This window comes from Pseudomonas rubra (genome assembly GCF_028656935.1).
GTDB classification, from domain to species: domain Bacteria; phylum Pseudomonadota; class Gammaproteobacteria; order Pseudomonadales; family Pseudomonadaceae; genus Aquipseudomonas; species Aquipseudomonas rubra.
In genome coordinates this window covers 86,997-103,272 of record NZ_JAMDGZ010000015.1, presented here as the reverse complement: position 1 = coordinate 103,272, position 16,276 = coordinate 86,997, and the positions used below count along the sequence as shown (strand labels likewise).

At 63.5% G+C, this 16,276-nt stretch carries 9 protein-coding genes and 2 tRNA genes; 7 read left to right on the top strand and 4 right to left on the bottom strand.

What is annotated here, in order from left to right; all coding sequences use genetic code 11:
- Positions 1 to 44 precede the first annotated feature (44 nt).
- Positions 45 to 1,925, top strand: a complete 1,881-nt coding sequence (locus M5G17_RS07765; RefSeq protein WP_273892385.1) for an MFS transporter — start codon at positions 45 to 47, stop codon at positions 1,923 to 1,925.
- Between the two features lie 15 nt (positions 1,926 to 1,940).
- On the opposite strand, the gene sugE is transcribed toward M5G17_RS07765, so the two are convergent.
- A complete protein-coding gene (gene sugE, locus M5G17_RS07760) occupies positions 1,941 to 2,258 on the bottom strand; it encodes a quaternary ammonium compound efflux SMR transporter SugE (RefSeq protein ID WP_273892384.1) in 318 nt (105 codons plus the stop codon).
- 164 nt (positions 2,259 to 2,422) lie between these two features.
- Positions 2,423 to 3,343, bottom strand: coding sequence for a recombination-associated protein RdgC (rdgC, locus tag M5G17_RS07755; protein WP_038993958.1), 921 nt, complete (start codon positions 3,341 to 3,343; stop codon positions 2,423 to 2,425).
- A 160-nt stretch (positions 3,344 to 3,503) separates the two neighbouring features.
- Here rdgC and M5G17_RS07750 point away from each other — a divergent pair.
- The 3 genes from M5G17_RS07750 to M5G17_RS07740 all read left to right on the top strand — a co-directional run bounded on the left by M5G17_RS07750 (position 3,504) and on the right by M5G17_RS07740 (position 5,521).
- Positions 3,504 to 3,579, top strand: a tRNA-Val gene (locus tag M5G17_RS07750).
- Between the two features lie 16 nt (positions 3,580 to 3,595).
- Positions 3,596 to 3,672 (top strand) — tRNA-Asp (locus tag M5G17_RS07745).
- 157 nt (positions 3,673 to 3,829) lie between these two features.
- The gene (locus M5G17_RS07740; protein WP_273892383.1) at positions 3,830 to 5,521 is read left to right on the top strand and encodes a molecular chaperone HscC; all 1,692 of its coding nucleotides are present in this window, start codon (positions 3,830 to 3,832) and stop codon (positions 5,519 to 5,521) included.
- Here M5G17_RS07740 and M5G17_RS07735 read toward each other — a convergent pair.
- A complete protein-coding gene (locus M5G17_RS07735; protein ID WP_273892382.1) occupies positions 5,515 to 8,214 on the bottom strand; it encodes a DUF805 domain-containing protein in 2,700 nt (899 codons plus the stop codon). The genes M5G17_RS07740 and M5G17_RS07735 overlap by 7 nt on opposite strands.
- Positions 8,211 to 8,906 (bottom strand): DUF1266 domain-containing protein, encoded by a 696-nt coding sequence (locus M5G17_RS07730; protein WP_273892381.1) that lies wholly within the window; start codon positions 8,904 to 8,906, stop codon positions 8,211 to 8,213. Before M5G17_RS07730 ends, M5G17_RS07735 begins: the two co-directional genes overlap by 4 nt.
- Before the next feature lie 320 nt (positions 8,907 to 9,226).
- Between M5G17_RS07730 and M5G17_RS07725 the strand changes: the two genes are divergently transcribed.
- The 3 genes from M5G17_RS07725 (at position 9,227) to nirD (ending at position 16,243) form a co-directional block, all read left to right on the top strand.
- Positions 9,227 to 13,012, top strand: coding sequence for a bifunctional nitrate reductase/sulfite reductase flavoprotein subunit alpha (locus M5G17_RS07725; protein WP_273892380.1), 3,786 nt, complete (start codon positions 9,227 to 9,229; stop codon positions 13,010 to 13,012).
- A 274-nt stretch (positions 13,013 to 13,286) separates the two neighbouring features.
- The gene (gene nirB / locus M5G17_RS07720; RefSeq protein ID WP_273892379.1) at positions 13,287 to 15,845 is read left to right on the top strand and encodes a nitrite reductase large subunit NirB; all 2,559 of its coding nucleotides are present in this window, start codon (positions 13,287 to 13,289) and stop codon (positions 15,843 to 15,845) included.
- Positions 15,845 to 16,243: a nitrite reductase small subunit NirD gene (gene nirD / locus M5G17_RS07715; protein ID WP_273892378.1), complete on the top strand. Its 399-nt coding sequence runs from the start codon at positions 15,845 to 15,847 to the stop codon at positions 16,241 to 16,243. The genes nirB and nirD overlap by 1 nt, the downstream gene beginning before the upstream one ends.
- Positions 16,244 to 16,276: the final 33 nt, after the last annotated feature.

Sequence of the window (16,276 nt, the reverse complement as noted above, 5' to 3'; positions counted from 1 at the left end):
CCTGCGCGTATCCAATAACAAAGCCCCACTCAGGTACACGGACGATGAGTCACTCTTCACAATTCAGCCTGCTTGGCAAACGGCGCTTTTTGCCGTTCTTCGTTACCCAGTCGCTGGGTGCGTTCAACGACAACCTGTTCAAGCAGTCGGTCATTCTGCTGTTTCTCTACAAGCTTGCCAGCGCCAACGGCCAGGATGGCACCTTGTGGGTCAATGCCTGCGCCTTGATGTTCATCCTGCCGTTCTTCCTGTTCTCGGCCCTGGCCGGGCAGTTTGGTGAGAAGTACGCCAAGGACGCTTTGATCCGCGTGATCAAGCTGGCCGAGATCGCGATCATGGCAGTCGGCGCTATTGGCATCATGACCCAGATGCCGATGCTGATGCTGTTGGCGCTGTTCGGCATGGGCACGCATTCGGCGCTGTTCGGCCCGGTGAAGTACTCGATCATGCCCCAGGCCCTGCGCGAAGAAGAGCTGGTGGGCGGCAACGGCCTGGTGGAAATGGGCACCTTCCTGGCCATCCTGGCTGGCACTATCTGCGCCGGGGTGCTGATGTCCAGCGCCAACTATGGTGTCTGGGCCTCGTCGGCGGTGGTGCTGGTGGCGGTGCTGGGCTATTTGGCCAGCCGCAGTATTCCGCGTGCCGCAGCTGCCACCCCAGAGCTGAAAATCAACTGGAACATCGCCAGCCAGACCATCGCCACCCTGCGCCTGGGTCTGAAGCAAACGCCAGCGGTGTCGCGCTCGATCGTCGGCAATTCGTGGTTCTGGTTCGTCGGTGCGGTATACCTGACGCAGATTCCCGGTTACGCCCAGCAATGGCTGCATGGCGACGAGACCGTGGTCACCCTGATTCTTACCCTGTTCTCGGTGGGCATCGCCGTCGGTTCGCTGCTGTGCGAGCGCATGAGCGGGCACAAGGTGGAAATCGGCCTGGTGCCGTTCGGCTCCTTCGGCCTGAGCCTGTTCGGCTTGCTCTGGTGGTGGCACTCCGGCGAGATCCTGCCCGCTGCGGCGCCCTATGACTGGCTGGCCGTGCTGGGTATCGCCCAGGCCTGGTGGGTGCTGGGGGCGATTCTTGGCCTGGGCGTGTTTGGCGGCTTCTATATCGTGCCGCTGTATGCACTGATCCAGTCGCGTACCCCGGAGGATCAACGTTCGCGGGTGATTGCCGCCAACAATATCCTCAACGCGCTGTTCATGGTGATTTCGGCGATCTTCAGTGTGGTGCTGTTGAGTTTCCTTGAGCTGACCATCCCGCAGCTGTTCCTGGTGGTGTCGCTGCTCAACATTGCGGTGAATTTCTATATCTTCCGCATCGTCCCCGAGTTCACCATGCGCTTCATGATCTGGCTGCTCAGCCATTCCATGTACCGCGTCGAACACCGCGACCTGCAGCAGATTCCCGACCAGGGCGCGGCGCTGTTGGTGTGCAACCATGTGTCGTTCGTCGATGCGCTGTTGATTGGTGGCGCGGTGCGTCGGCCGATTCGCTTCGTCATGTACTACAAGATTTACCGTTTGCCGGTGCTCAACTTCATCTTCCGCACCGCCGGGGCGATCCCGATTGCCGGGCGCGGTGAAGACGCCGACACCTATGAGCGGGCGTTCAAGCAGATTGCCGCGTACCTGGCTGATGGCGAGCTGGTGTGCATCTTCCCCGAAGGCAAGTTGACCAGTAACGGTGAAATCGACGAGTTCAAGGGTGGCCTGAGCCGGATCCTCGAGCAGACCCCGGTGCCGGTGATCCCGATGGCGTTGCAGGGCTTGTGGGGGAGTTTCTTCAGCCGCGATCCGGCCAAGGGCTTTTTCCGCCGCTTGTGGTCGCGGGTGACCCTGGTGGCCGGTTCTGCCGTTCCGGTAGAGGCGGCAGAGCCGGCGTTGCTGCGTGAGCGGGTCAGCGCATTGCGCGGCGACTCACGCTGAAGGGGCGGGGCAGGGTCAGCTGGCGCTGACCTTGAGCCCGACCAGACCGCAGATGATCAGCGCGACGCTGATCAGGCGCACCAGGGCCATGGATTCGCCGAACAGGATGATCCCGGCGATCACCGTGCCGACGGCACCGACCCCGGTCCAGATCGCATAGGCGGTGCCCAGTGGCAATTCCTTCATGGCCAAGCCCAGCAGGCCGAGGCTGATGACCATGGCGCCGATGGTCAGGACGGTGGGCAGCGGGCGGGAAAAGCCGTCGGTGTATTTCAGGCCGACGGCCCAGCCAACTTCGAACAGGCCGGCGAAAAACAGGATGATCCAGGACATGCAGAGTCTCCATCAAGTGATGGGGCCGTCCCCGAAATGGTCACGCGGTGCGTCGTGAGGCCGTCCTCACAGGGGGCATAAGCTACAAGCTGCAAGCTGCAAGATAAAGCGGATTGTGCACAGGTCTGCTCTTTCTTGCAGCTTGAAGCTTGTCGCTTACAGCGTTAGATCCCCTGGGGAATCTCCTCCCCACCCAACGCCTCGAACAGCGCCGGCAGGAACTCGCCAAAGGTCAGCATCATCAGGGTGAAGCTGGCATCGAGCTGGCCCAGGGCCTCGTCGCCGCCATCTTCTTCGGCCTGGTCCTGCAGCAGTTCTTCAAAGCGCAGGCGCTTGATGACCATCTTGTCGTCGAGCACGAACGACAGTTTGTCCTGCCAGGCCAGCGACAGTTGCGTGACTACCTTGCCGGTGCCCAGGTGCAACTGGATCTCGTCGCTGGTCAGGTCCTGGCGCTTGCAGCGAACGATGCCGCCGTCTTCGTGGGTGTCGCGCAGCTCGCACTCATCCAGCACATAGAAGTCAGGCGCTGCTTGCTGGGTCTTGACCCAGTCGGTCATGGTCGCGCTCGGGGCGATCTTCACCGTCACCGGACGCACGGGCAGTGAGCCCATCACTTCACGCAGGGTCGACAGCAGGTCTTCGGCGCGCTTGGCGCTGGCCGAGTTGACCAGGATCAGGCCTTGCTTGGGGGCGATGGCGGCGAAGATCATCGAGCGACGAATAAAGGCGCGCGGCAGGAAGGCCTGGATGATCTCGTCCTTGATCTGGTCGCGCTCCTTCTTATAGACCTTGCGCATCTGCTCGGCTTCGATCTCGTCGATCTTCTCTTTAACGGCATCGCGCACCACGCTGCCCGGCAGGATGCGTTCTTCTTTACGTGCGGCGATCAGCAGGAAGTCACCGCTGACATGCACCAGCGGTGCATCTTCACCTTTGCCGAACGGGGCGACGAAGCCATAGGTGGTCAACTCCTGGCTGGCGCAAGGGCGAGCCGGCTTGCTGGCCAGGGCGGTTTCCAGTGCCTCGGGGTCGAACGGGATGTCCTGGGTCAGGCGGTAGGTCAGCAGGTTTTTGAACCACATGGGGTGAATCTCTCCTCAACACATAAGGAGGGCATTAAACTCCGAGCGGACGCTTCAGGCCAAGCACCGCTAAGTCTTTGGAACGCCTGAAAAATTTTTTTAAAAAAGTGCTTGCCAGAGTGTTCGGTGCTCCGTAGAATGCGCGCCACACCGAGACGAAGGGTGATTAGCTCAGCTGGGAGAGCATCTGCCTTACAAGCAGAGGGTCGGCGGTTCGATCCCGTCATCACCCACCACTTCTCAGTGTATAGCGCAGCGGTAGTTCAGTCGGTTAGAATACCGGCCTGTCACGCCGGGGGTCGCGGGTTCGAGTCCCGTCCGCTGCGCCATATTCAGCTTCAGGGCCCACTGAACACCCTGAAGCAACAATGAAAGCGACCTTAGGGTCGCTTTTTTTGTTTCTGGAATTCGTCCAGAATCCACCAGTACGCTGGGACGCTACTGTTTTTCTCCGTGCCAGCCCCACTTCTGAGCAAGAGATCGAACATGCAGGATGCAAGCACTTCCCCGGCGCCAATGCTGGGTATCGACCTGGGTACCACCAACAGCCTGGTGGCAGTCTGGCAAGATGGCCGGGCCCAGCTGATTCCCAATGCCCTGGGCGACATGCTCACCCCTTCGGTGGTGAGCATCGATGAAGACGGCAGCATCCTGGTCGGCAAGGCCGCCCGCTCACGCCTGACCACTCATCCGCAGCGCACCGCCGCCGCCTTCAAGCGCTTCATGGGCAGCGAGAAAAAAATCAACCTCGGTGAGCAGGCCTTCAGCCCCGAAGAACTTTCGGCGCTGGTGCTTGGCGCCCTCAAGGCCGATGCCGAAGCCTTCCTCGGCTGCCCGATCAGCGAGGCGGTGATTTCCGTGCCGGCCTATTTCAGCGACGAGCAGCGTAAGCGCACCAGCTTTGCCGCCGAACTTGCCGGGCTAAAAGTCCAGCGCCTGATCAATGAACCGACTGCCGCCGCGATGGCCTACGGCCTGCACGAGCAGAAGTTCGAACGCACGCTGATCTTCGACCTCGGTGGCGGCACGTTTGACGTCACGGTGCTGGAATACGCGCTGCCGTTGATCGAGGTGCATGCCTCGACCGGCGACAACTTCCTCGGTGGCGAAGACTTTACCGCCGCCTTGCTCCAGGCCTGCCTGCAAGACTGGCAACTCAAACCTGCAATGCTTGCACCCCAGGCCCTGGCCAGCCTTGCCGATGCCATCGAGCAGCTCAAATGCAAGCTGGGCGCGGGCGAGCAGCACCTGAGCTGGAACGGTGACGGCATCAGCCGCCAGTGGTCGCTCGATGAAGCCCGCGCGCAGCAGATCTGGGCGCCGTTGCTGGCGCGCATTCGTGCACCGATCGAGCAGGCCCTGCGCGATGCCCGCCTGCGTGCCAGCGACCTTGACAGCTTGGTGCTGGTCGGTGGCGCCACGCGCATGCCGGTGATCCAGCAGATGGTCTCCACTCTGTTTGGCCGCCTGCCTTACCGCCACCTCGACCCGGACACCATTGTTGCCCTCGGTGCCGCCACCCAGGCGGCGTGCAAGGCGCGCGATTCGGCGATCGAAGAGTTGATCCTCACCGATGTCTGCCCCTACACCCTGGGTATCGCCGCGATGGATGGTGAATACCAGACCGAGATCTTTGCGCCGATCATCGACCGCAATACCGTGATCCCTACCTCACGGATCAAGCCGTTCTACAGCACCCACGTTGACCAGAAGGTGATCGGTATCCGCGTCTACCAAGGTGAACGGCCCTGGGTCGAAGACAATATCTTTGTCGACTCCTTCAAGATCCCGCTGACCCCGAACGGCAAGATCCAGCGCCTGGATGTGCGCTTTAGCTATGACATCAATGGCCTGCTGGAGGTCGATGTCACCTTGCCGGGCACCGGCGAGCAGTTCAGCCATGTGATTGATCGCAGCCCCACCGGGCTTGATGAAGCGGCGCGCCAAGCCAGCCATGAGCGCCTGGCCGGGCTGAAAATCCACCCGCGCGACGCCTTGCCCAACCGTACCTTGCTGGCGCGTCTGGAAAGGGCCTGGGCACAGAGCCTGGGGGCTGAACGTGATGCGATCGGTGACTGGCTCAACGAATTCAGCGCGATCCTTTCCGGCCAGGAGTCGAGCGAGATCGCCGGCGCTCGCCAGCGCCTCATCGAGGCGCTGGACGACATGCGTTACTGACCGTTGAGCCGCCGCAGGGCGGCTTGCAGGCCACCCTGCAGGTTGTCCTGGGGCTGATTGACGGGTGGCACGCCGTAACGGTTGGGCAGCGGTTCACCTGGCAGGAGCAACAGCACCAGCGGCAAGAAGTGCAGGAACGGGATCAGCATCACGAAGATGATCATCATCGGGATGCCCCGGCCAATATCGTGCAGGCGACGCAGTGTGGCGCTGCCGAGCAGGCCGACGAACAGCAGGCCGAAGAAGATCTGCTCAACCATGCTGCCGGACATCAGGGTCAGGATCGGCCCGAGAATGACACTACCGACTACTTGCACGGCATAGCCCTTGCGGCCCAGGCGGCTGCCCAGCTTCCACACATGGCTGGCCGGTACCGGCTGGCTGCCGGCATTGGCCAGTAACAGACGCTCGGACCACGACAGCAGGGCGGTCAGGGCTGCGCGAATCCCGGTGTCCATGCCCGGGTAATCCTTGCCCCGTTGCAATTCCTTGAGCACCTTGGCCCGCGGTACCCCGGCGCTGCCGTAACGCGCCAGGTCCTTGAGGGTATCGAGCATGCTGTAGAACAGCGTGCTGTTGATCAGCTCGTCTTCTTCAAGCACCTTGCGCGGCGGGCGCACCGGCTCGCCCTTGATCAGGCCGCTGCGAAACGGTTCGAACCAGGCTTCCGGACAGGTCATGGTGGAGATACGCCGCAGCAGGCTGCCGTGCTGTTCGGCACTCAGGCTCGGGTCATGATAGAGGACGCCGCACAGCACCATCAGGCCCAGCACGTCATCGTCAAAGGCCCGCGGGTCGTTTTCCAGGCAGGCGTACAGCTTCAGGTTGCTGGGCAGCTTGCTGCTGTCCAGGGCTTGCTGCACGGTGAGCAGACGCTCTCCGATAAACGCTTGCAATGGATCGTTGTCGTCCAGCCAGCCGAGCAGGCCGTCGGCGTTGCCTTGCTGTTGGCGCAGTTGCAGGAGCAACTGTTGCAGCCCGCTGAACGGATGCTCGGCCGGGTACGGCAGGCTGGCCAGCAGTTGCACCGGCGCCATCGCCAGCCAGCGCTCTGGCTGCTCGACCAGGGCAAGCATGTACAGGTTCTGCCGGTGCCAGGTCCACAGGCCGTCGTCGGCAGGCGGGCGCGGCAGTTCGATACCAGCTTCGGCGAGGTCCGAAAGCAGCTGCACGGCGAAGGGCGTCGGCATCAGGTTGGCCGGTTTGATCCGTGCGGTCAGTTTCGGCAGGGTGGCGGCCGGGTAGCTGCGCACCCGCCGTAGCCAGTCACGGGCGACCGCCAGGCCGCTGCCATCGCAGAGTACCTCGGGCAGTTGCGGCTGCGCCGAAGGGCTGTTGATGAAGGCGGTCAAGGCCAGGGCCAGCGGCGACTGCTCGAGCCAGCGCAACTGTTGCTCGGCCTGGTACTTGAAGCCTTCAATGATCAGCAGGTCCAGCGGGTCATCACCCAGCGGCTCGTCCAGGATCTGCCGCAGCAGGCCGCTGTCACCACGGTGCAGGGCCCAGGCGTGGCGGTACAGACGGTGCAGTTGGCGGTCCGGCTGGTCGTCGAGCAACCAGGCCAGCAGCGGCAGTTCGTCTTTGCCGTCCAGGCGCCATTTGATGAACTCGCCAGCGATACCCGGGTACTCGTCACGTGCGGCTTCGAACCAGCGAGTCAGGGTTTCCGGGCGTTGCGACGGGCTGCCCCAGATCTGCGCTGGATCGCTCAGGTCTTGCGGCCATGCGTGCACTGGCTCCAGGCGGTCCAGGGCTTGGATCAACAGTGGCAGGCGCTGCGGTTGATGCTGGGCGCACAGGTTGAGCAACCAGCGTCCGGCTTCCGGGTGCTGGTGTTCACGCCACAGGCGGGTCCAGCACTGGCGGGCGAGTTCTTCCTGATCGGTGTCGCTGGCCTGGCAGGCGAGCATGTACAGCAGGTCGATATCGTCCGGTGCCTGGCGTTGTTGCTCGGCGACCATGGTAAAGAAGGTCGGGCTGCCGATGCCGGCCTGGCACAGCTTGACCAGCAGGCTGTGGATATAGGCCTGGTCATCCGGCAAAGGCACGCAGGTGTGCAGGGTGACAAAGCTTTCGAACTCGAACAGCGGCCGGGTGTGGTAGAGGTAATCCAGGTTCCTGGCGAACCACAGGGCTTCAACCTGCGCCTCTGCCGACCAGTGCTTCATCACACGGGTGTCGAACGGGTCCGGCTCGCTGATGCGTTCGAGGAATTCGTCGGCCTGGCGCGGATCTTCCAGGCGCAGCACTTCGTTTTCCCAGCCCAGGTGACGGGCCATCAGTTGCGCGCAGGCGTGCGACAACGGGCCGGTTTCCATCAGCTTGTACATCAGGTGCCAGCTGATCTGCTCCTGGTCGCCCAGGGTCAGGGTGCTGAAGCCATCGATGAAGGCCTGCCAGGCTGGCGGGTCGAAGCGCAGGCGTGGGTCGGCGAGCAGCTTGGCGAAGTCGCTCATGGTCTGTTCGATCAGGGCATTGCGCGCAGGTCTGGGCTCGTCGTGCTCAGGGAACTCAGGGATCTCATCCTGCTCGTCGCGGGCCAGGCGCAGGGCGTGCTCGTAGGCTTCGCGCAGGGCCTGGAAACCTTGCGGATCGGTTTCCGGGTGGTGTTGCGGCAACAGCGCGCGGTACGCGCCGCGGATGACATCGGGGTCGTTGGTCGGCTCGATGCCCAGGCGAATCCAACAGCTCATGCCCAGCCTCCTTGCAGGGTGTCGGGGCGTTCCGGCAGGTTCAGCGGCAGGTCCCAGGGAATACTGGCGAAAAAGCCCAGGGCGTCATCGCTCAGGTTCATCATGATGCAGCGGTTCCAGTGCTCGCTGCCTTGGCGCTCCAGGCTCTGGGCCAGTTCTTCGTCGCTGGCGCTGGAGCAGTTCCATAGCGCCTTGCCAAACAGGTAGCCGGCCAGGTAGCGGTCCCAGCTGTTGTAGTAGTGCCGGGCACGCAGGGCCAGGCGGCCTTGCAGCCAGTGGCTTTCATCGATGGACAGGTAACCCTTGCGCAAGCCGGCACGTAGCAGGTAACCCATGCGCCCCAGGTCCCAGGCGCGCACGCCGCCCTGGCCGCAGTCGGCGAGGGTGCGCCGGGCGAACTCGTACTGGATGCACTTGCGCGGGGTCAGCGCTTCAAGCACCTGCGGCCATTCGCTGGGTAGGCGGCGCGCAGCTTGCCAGTAGGCGTCCTTGAGCTCCAGGGCGTGGCCGGTGTCGGCCATGCTGAGCATGTTCAGCAACTCCTGGCGATTGTTGATGCCCCACCATTTTTTCAGGTCGGTTTCATCTTCGTCGTAGGTCTCGAAGTAGGTCGCAGCGGTGTAGCTGGCGCCGTTGAGGGCGGCCATGGGGGCGGAAAGGGCGTACAGCCAGTGCTGCTCGATTTCTTCCATGAAAAACTCCGGGGCCGGTAGAGGAGTGTGCGGGTGCCGGCCGTAATGGCGCGGATTGTAGAGAGCCGCGCGGCGCGCGGCAAATGCCATGCAATGGTGCAAGCGGTCCCAATGCGGTGCAGCCTGCCAGCCGCGCTTGAACACCTGAGCTCCGCACAGCAAGGCCTGGTCGATTCTGGCGCGGCCCTTGCTACAGCTTGAGTATCCGGCAATCAACGCAGATTGCCCCGTTCACGACAAAGGCGCCGTGTTGCCCCGCTTGTTTGCACAAGCCGGGGCAGCAGGGCGCCTTTTTGTTTGCGCAATCAGGAGGTAGGCCGATGAGCAGCACCAGCGTGCGCAGTGTGTGCCCGTATTGTGGCGTCGGTTGTGGCATCGTCATGAGCGTCGAAGACGGGCGGGTGACCAAGGTCACTGGTGATAAGCAGCACCCCAGCAATTTTGGCCGCTTGTGCACCAAGGGCCTGACCGCTCATCAACCGCTGCGCGAGTCCGGGCGCATGGAGCATGCTTATGTGCGTGACCTGCGTCAGCGCGACCCGGTGCAGGGCGGCATCGATACCGCCATCGAGCAGGCAGCCCTGCGTTTGCGGGCGATTATCGATGAGCATGGGCCCGACGCCCTGGGTTTTTATGTCTCCGGGCAAATGTCCCTGGAGGCCCAGTACCTGATCAACAAGCTGGCCAAGGGCTTTGTCCGCAGCCGGCATATCGAGTCCAACTCGCGGTTGTGCATGGCCAGCGCCAGCAGCGGTTACAAACTGTCCCTGGGCGCCGACGGGCCGCCGGGCAGTTACCAGGACTTTGACCACGCCGAGGTGTTCCTGGTGATCGGCGCGAACATGGCCGACTGTCACCCGATCCTGTTTTTGCGCCTGCTCGACCGGCTCAAGGCCGGGGCCCGGCTGATCGTCGTCGACCCCAGGCAAAACGCTACTGCCGACAAGGCCGACCTGTTCTTGCAGATCAAGCCGGGCACCGACCTGGCGCTGCTCAATGGCCTGCTCCATCTGTTGCTGGAAAACGGCCAGTGCGACGCCGATTTCATCCAGCGCTACACCGAAGGCTGGGACGCCATGCCGGCTTTTCTAGCTGACTACACGCCGCAGCGGGTCGCCGCCATCACCGGCCTGCACGAAGCCGATATCCGCCAGGCTGCGCAGTGGATTGGCCGCGCGCCGCAGTGGATGAGCTGCTGGACCATGGGCCTGAACCAGAGCATCCATGGCACCTGGCAAACTAACGCCCTGTGCAACCTGCACCTGGCCACCGGCGCTATCTGCCGGCCGGGCAGCGGACCGTTCTCGCTGACCGGGCAGCCCAATGCCATGGGCGGGCGCGAAATGGGTTATATGGGCCCGGGTTTGCCTGGGCAGCGCTCGGCATTGGTGGCGGCAGACCGGGCGTTTGTCGAGCAGCTCTGGCAGATCCCAGCCGGCAGCCTGCGCAGCGAAGCCGGTGACGGTACCGTGGCGCTGTTCGGAAACCTGGCCAGTGGGCAGGTCAAAGCCTGCTGGATCATCTGCAGCAACCCGGTGGCCAGCGTCGCCAACCGCCAGCAGGTGATTGACGGCTTACAGGCGGCGCAACTGGTGATTGCCCAGGATGCTTTCCTCGACACCGAGACCAACCGCTACGCCGATATTCTGCTGCCGGCGGCACTGTGGGCCGAAGGCGAGGGCGTGATGGTCAACTCCGAGCGCAACCTGACCCTGATGAACCAGGCCGTCCAGGCGCCGGGCGAGAGCCTGCCCGACTGGCAGATCATCGCCCGCGTGGCCTGCGCCATGGGCTACGCCGAGGCTTTCAGCTACGCCAGTGCCGAGGCGGTGTTCGACGAGCTGCGCCAGGCCTGGAACCCGGCCACCGGTTACGACGTGCGCGGGGTCAGCTACACCCGCTTGCGCAAGGCGCCGCAGCAGTGGCCATGTGAGCCAGGACGCGCCGACGACCGCAGCCCGCTGCGCTATCGTAACGATGGCCGCAGCCAGGCCCTGCTGCGCGATGCGTACGGTGAGGCCCCGGCGATTGCCTTCCCCACCGACAGTGGCAAGGCGCGTTTTTTTGCCCGGCCGTGCCTGCCGGCCGCCGAACGACCAGATGCTGACTTCCCGCTGGTGCTCAACACTGGCCGGGTCCAGCACCAGTGGCACACCCTGACCAAGACCGGCAAGGTGGCGGCGCTGAACAAGCTTGACCCGGGGCCCTTCGTGGAAATTCACCCTGAAGATGCGCAACGCCTGGGCATCGTGGAGAAGGACCAAGTGCAGGTGCGCTCACGGCGCGGGCAGGCGCTGCTGCCGGCACTGATTACCACGCGAGTGCTGCCGGGCAACTGCTTTGCACCGTTTCACTGGAATGACGTCTATGGCGACCATTTGGCGATCAACGCGGTCACCAGCGACGCGGTCGATCCGCTGTCGCTGCAACCGGCCTTCAAGTATTGCACGGTAGCCTTGAGCCGAGTCGCAGGCGAGCGCATTGATGCCACCCAGCTCGACCATCAGCCCGTGTCGGTGCAGGACAAGCACCTGCTGCTGTGGGCCTCGCAAACCGGCAATGGCCAGGCCCTGGCCGAGCAGTGTGCCGAGCGCCTGCGCCAGGTCGGTTTGCCGGTGCATTTGAGCTGTATGCAAGACCTGGCCCTGGAACAACTGGACAGCCCCGCCAGCCTGCTGCTGATTGCCAGTACCTTTGGCGACGGTGATGCACCGGACAGCGGCGCGGCGTTCTGGCGCGGCCTGCATGGCGAGCATTCCCAACGCTGCGCCGGCTTGCCCTATGCGGTGCTGGCCCTGGGGGATTCCAGCTACGAGCAGTTTTGCGGTTTTGGTCGCAAGCTCGATCAGCGTCTGGCAGAACTGGGGGCCGAGCGCTTGCTTGAGCGGGTCGATTGCGAAGGCGACTTCAATGAGCCGGCCGGGCAATGGCTGCAGGCGTTGCTGGGCAAGCTGGGCCATGGTCAGTTGTTGCTTGAAGCACCAGTGCCAGTGCCAACTAACACCGGCTTCAGCAAAACCAGGCCGTTGGCAACCACCCTGGTCGGCAACCGCCTGCTCAACGGTCCCGGCGCGGTCAAGGAAACCCGCCAGTTGGTGTTCGACCTGGGCCAAAGCGGCTTCACTTACCAGGCCGGCGACGCCCTGGGTGTATGGCCGCGTAACTGCCCGGCACTGGTCGACGAACTGCTCACGGCGACCCGCTTCGATGGCAGCCGCAGCGTCAGCCTCAAGGGCCAGGCCGACATGCCGCTGGCCGATGCACTGCAGGAACATCTGGAGATCGCTCGTATCACCGCGCCGTTGCTCGAGGCCTTCGCGCTTGGCGATACACAGCTGCGCGAGTTGCTTGCGCCGCACAACAAGGCGGCGCTCAAGGCCTGGCTGTGGGGCAAGCAACTGATTGACCTGGTGCACCTGTGCAAGCCCCAACTGAGCCTGGATACCTGGCTGAGCCTGCTCAAGCCCTTGCAGCCACGGCTGTACTCGATCAGTTCGAGCCAGATGCTGCACCCGGATCAAGTCCACCTGACGGTTTCCACCGTGCGTTACAGCCAGCGCAAGGGCGTGTGCTCGACCTACCTGGCTGATCGCAGCGAGCCCGGCCGAGTAGACATTTTCACCCAGCCGACGTCCCACTTCCGCCTGCCTGGCGACAGCACTGCGCCAGTGATCATGGTCGGCCCGGGTACGGGGGTGGCGCCGTTCAGGGCGTTCCTTCAGGAGCGTCAGGCACAAGGGGCCACAGGGCGCAACTGGCTACTGTTCGGTGAGCAGCAAGCCGCCACCGATTTTTACTACCGCGACGAGCTGCTGGCCTGGCAGCGCGACGGTCACCTGACCCGTCTGGATACCGCGTTCTCTCGCGACCAGGCGCAGAAAATATACGTGCAGCAACGCATGCTCGAACAGGGTGCCGAGCTGTGGCGCTGGCTCGAAGAAGGTGGGCATTTTTACATCTGTGGTGATGCTGAACGCATGGCCAGGGATGTCGATGCGGCGCTCAAGCAGGTTGTGCATCAATACGGTGGCATGAGTGTGGAACGGGCCGAGGCCTATGTCGGCGAACTGAGCCGGGCCAAGCGCTACCTTCGCGACGTCTACTGACGTGCCCCATAAGGGGGAGCCCTGCACCAGCCTGGGTCGATATTGGCCAGGGTGAATACTGTGCAAGCCCCGGTTTAAAAGGCTTTGGCAGTTGGCACACTACCTGCTTTACAGAGTGACAACGTCCTCGCGGGTCAATGGCGATTCGCAACCGGGACTACAAAAACGACCAGGCAAAGGCGCCTGGAGCTTCGGCTCCAGGCGCCTTTTTTGTTTTTCGGGGTTGGCCCCCAGCAGCAAAGCCACCGTGAATGGCCTTGAGTGAGGATCGGGTATGAATGGGTTTACCAGCATCGCAACGCGGCAACAGCTGATCATCATCGGCAACGGCATGGTCGGTCATCACTGCATCGAGCAACTGATCGAACGTGCAGCCCTGGGCCGCTTCGAGGTGCGTGTATTCGGTGAGGAGCGCCAGCGCGCCTATGACCGCGTGCACCTGTCGGAGTATTTCACCGGCAGTGATGCCGAAGCGTTGGCGCTGGGCGAGGCCAATTTGTATGCCGGGCACGGTATTCACCTGCACCTGGGCGAGCCGGTGCTGGAGATTGATCGCAAGCGTTGTGAGGTGGTCACTGCCGCCGGGCGCTACCCCTACGATCAGCTGGTTCTGGCGACTGGCTCCTATCCGTTCGTGCCGCCGATCGAAGGCTCGCACGGCGCGGCGCGCCTGGTCTATCGCACCCTCGATGATCTCGATGCCATTCGCGCCGCCGCCAGCGGTGCCCGTCGTGGCGTGGTGGTCGGTGGTGGCCTGCTGGGCCTGGAGGCGGCCAATGCCTTGAAGTCGCTGGGCCTGCAAGCCCACGTGGTGGAGTTCGCCCCACGCCTGATGCCGGTGCAACTGGATGCGGAGGGCGGCGCGGCCTTGCGCGCACAGATCGAAGCCCTGGGGGTTGGCGTGCACCTGGCGCGGGCGACCCAATCGATCGTTGCCGGTGAGGCGTATCGCTACCGGATGAACTTCGACGGTGGCGAGTTTCTCGAGACCGACCTGATCGTGTTCTCCGCCGGTATCCGCCCGCAGGATGCCCTGGGCCGCAGCAGTGGCCTGGAAGTCGCGCCGCGCGGCGGGGTGGTGATCGACAGTGGCTGTCGCAGCAGCGACCCACGCATCTTTGCCATCGGCGAATGCGCGTCCTGGAATGGCAGTGTCTTCGGCCTGGTCGCACCGGGCTACAGCATGGCGCGCAACGTGGCGGCGGCGCTGGCCGGTGAAGACGCGGGCAGTTTCACCGGTGCCGACATGTCGACCAAGCTCAAGCTGCTGGGCGTTGATGTCGGCTCCATTGGTGATGCCCATGGCGCCACGCCGGGTGCGCGCAGCTATCGCTTTATCGACGAAGCAGCGTCGGCCTACCGCCGCCTGGTGGTCGATGCCAGCGGCAAACGGGTGATCGGCGCGGTGCTGGTCGGCGACAACAGCTATTACGACACCCTGCTGCAGTACGTGCAGAACGCCATTGCCTTGCCCGCCGATCCGGCCGCGCTGATCCTGCCGCAATCGGCCGGGGCGCCGGCGTTGGGCGCCGATGCCTTGCCCGCCAGCGCGACCATTTGCTCGTGCCACAACGTCAGCAAGGGCGCGATCTGCGCGGCCATCGACAGCGGTTGCGGCGAGCTTGCCGAGCTCAAGCAGCAGACCAAGGCCTGCACAGGTTGCGGCGGGTGTGCGGCGTTGCTCAAGCAAGTCTTCGAACACGAACTGATCGCCCGTGGTGTCAGCGTCGACAAGAGCCTGTGCGAACACTTCGCCTACACCCGTCAGGAGTTGTACGCCCTGGTGCAGGTCGAAGGCATTGTCAGCTTCGACGAAATGCTGGCCAGGCACGGTCGTGGCCATGTCGGCTGCGACATCTGCAAACCCACGGTCGGCTCGATCCTAGCCTCGTGCTGGAACCAGCCGATCATGGAGCCGTCGCTGGTACCGCTGCAGGACACCAACGACACCTTCATGGCCAATATGCAGAAAAACGGCACCTACTCGGTGGTGCCGCGGATTCCCGGCGGCGAGATCACCCCCGAGAAACTGATCGTCATTGGCGAAGTGGCGAAAAAGTACGACCTCTACACCAAGATCACCGGTGGCCAGCGCATCGACCTGTTCGGCGCCCAGTTGCATGAACTGCCCGAGATCTGGGCCGAGCTGATTGCCGCAGGCTTCGAGACCGGCCACGCCTACGGCAAATCGACACGCACGGTGAAATCCTGCGTCGGCAGCACCTGGTGCCGCTACGGCGTGCAGGACAGCGTGGGCATGGCCCTGACCCTGGAAGACCGCTACAAGGGCCTGCGTTCGCCGCACAAGCTCAAGTTCGCGGTGTCCGGCTGTACCCGCGAATGCGCCGAGGCGCAAAGCAAGGACATCGGCGTGATCGCCACCGAGAAGGGCTGGAACCTGTACATCTGCGGCAACGGCGGCATGCGCCCGCGGCATGCCGAACTGTTCGCAACCGACCTGGACGATGCCAGCCTGATCCGCATCATCGATCGCGTGCTGATGTTCTACATCCGCACCGCCGACAAACTGCAGCGCACCTCGGTGTGGCGTGAAAGCCTGGAGGGCGGGCTGGACTACCTCAAGCAAGTGGTCCTCGACGACAGCCTGGGCCTGGGGGCAGAGCTGGAAGCACAGATGCAACTGGTGGTCGATCGCTATGAATGCGAGTGGGCCAACGCCCTGAAAGACCCCGACAAGCTCAAGCGCTTTCGCACCTTCGTCAACGACCAGCGCCCGGATCCGGGTGTGCACTTTGTCCGCGAGCGCGGCCAGCGCCGGCCCATTGCTGCTGGTGAACTTCACCTGATCCCGACCACCGAGGAGGTGCTCTGATGAGCCAGTCCAACGCTGCAGTAGCTGTTCAGGCGCAACAATGGCAGACGGTCTGCACCCGCGCCGATCTGGTCGCCCAGTCCGGGGTGGTGGTGTGGTTCGATGACCGTCAGGTGGCGCTGTTCTACCTGCCCGGGCAGCCCACGCCTGTGTTTGCCGTGGATAACCATGACCCCAGGTCCGGGGCCAATGTGATTGGTCGCGGGCTGATCGGCGAGCTCAAGGGCGAGCTGGTAGTGGCGGCGCCGTTGTACAAGCAGCATTTCTGTTTGCACGATGGGCGTTGCCTGGAGGACCCGCAGCAGGCGCTGCAGGTGTGGCCGGTGCGGATCAGTGGTGAGCAGGTGGAGTTGGGGTGGGGTGGAGTGGGAGCGGGCTTGCCCCGCGATGCGAGGTGACTGGCTGAATGCTATCGCGGGGCAAGTCGGGGC

Bases quoted from the DNA above. Each gene is read 5' to 3' on its own strand.
- M5G17_RS07765 (WP_273892385.1), top strand. From the start codon at position 45: ATGAGTCACTCTTCACAATTCAGCCTGCTTGGCAAACGGCGCTTTTTG.
- sugE (WP_273892384.1), bottom strand. From the start codon at position 2,258: ATGTCCTGGATCATCCTGTTTTTCGCCGGCCTGTTCGAAGTTGGCTGG.
- rdgC (WP_038993958.1), bottom strand. From the start codon at position 3,343: ATGTGGTTCAAAAACCTGCTGACCTACCGCCTGACCCAGGACATCCCG.
- M5G17_RS07740 (WP_273892383.1), top strand. From the start codon at position 3,830: ATGCAGGATGCAAGCACTTCCCCGGCGCCAATGCTGGGTATCGACCTG.
- M5G17_RS07735 (WP_273892382.1), bottom strand. From the start codon at position 8,214: ATGAGCTGTTGGATTCGCCTGGGCATCGAGCCGACCAACGACCCCGAT.
- M5G17_RS07730 (WP_273892381.1), bottom strand. From the start codon at position 8,906: ATGGAAGAAATCGAGCAGCACTGGCTGTACGCCCTTTCCGCCCCCATG.
- M5G17_RS07725 (WP_273892380.1), top strand. From the start codon at position 9,227: ATGAGCAGCACCAGCGTGCGCAGTGTGTGCCCGTATTGTGGCGTCGGT.
- nirB (WP_273892379.1), top strand. From the start codon at position 13,287: ATGAATGGGTTTACCAGCATCGCAACGCGGCAACAGCTGATCATCATC.
- nirD (WP_273892378.1), top strand. From the start codon at position 15,845: ATGAGCCAGTCCAACGCTGCAGTAGCTGTTCAGGCGCAACAATGGCAG.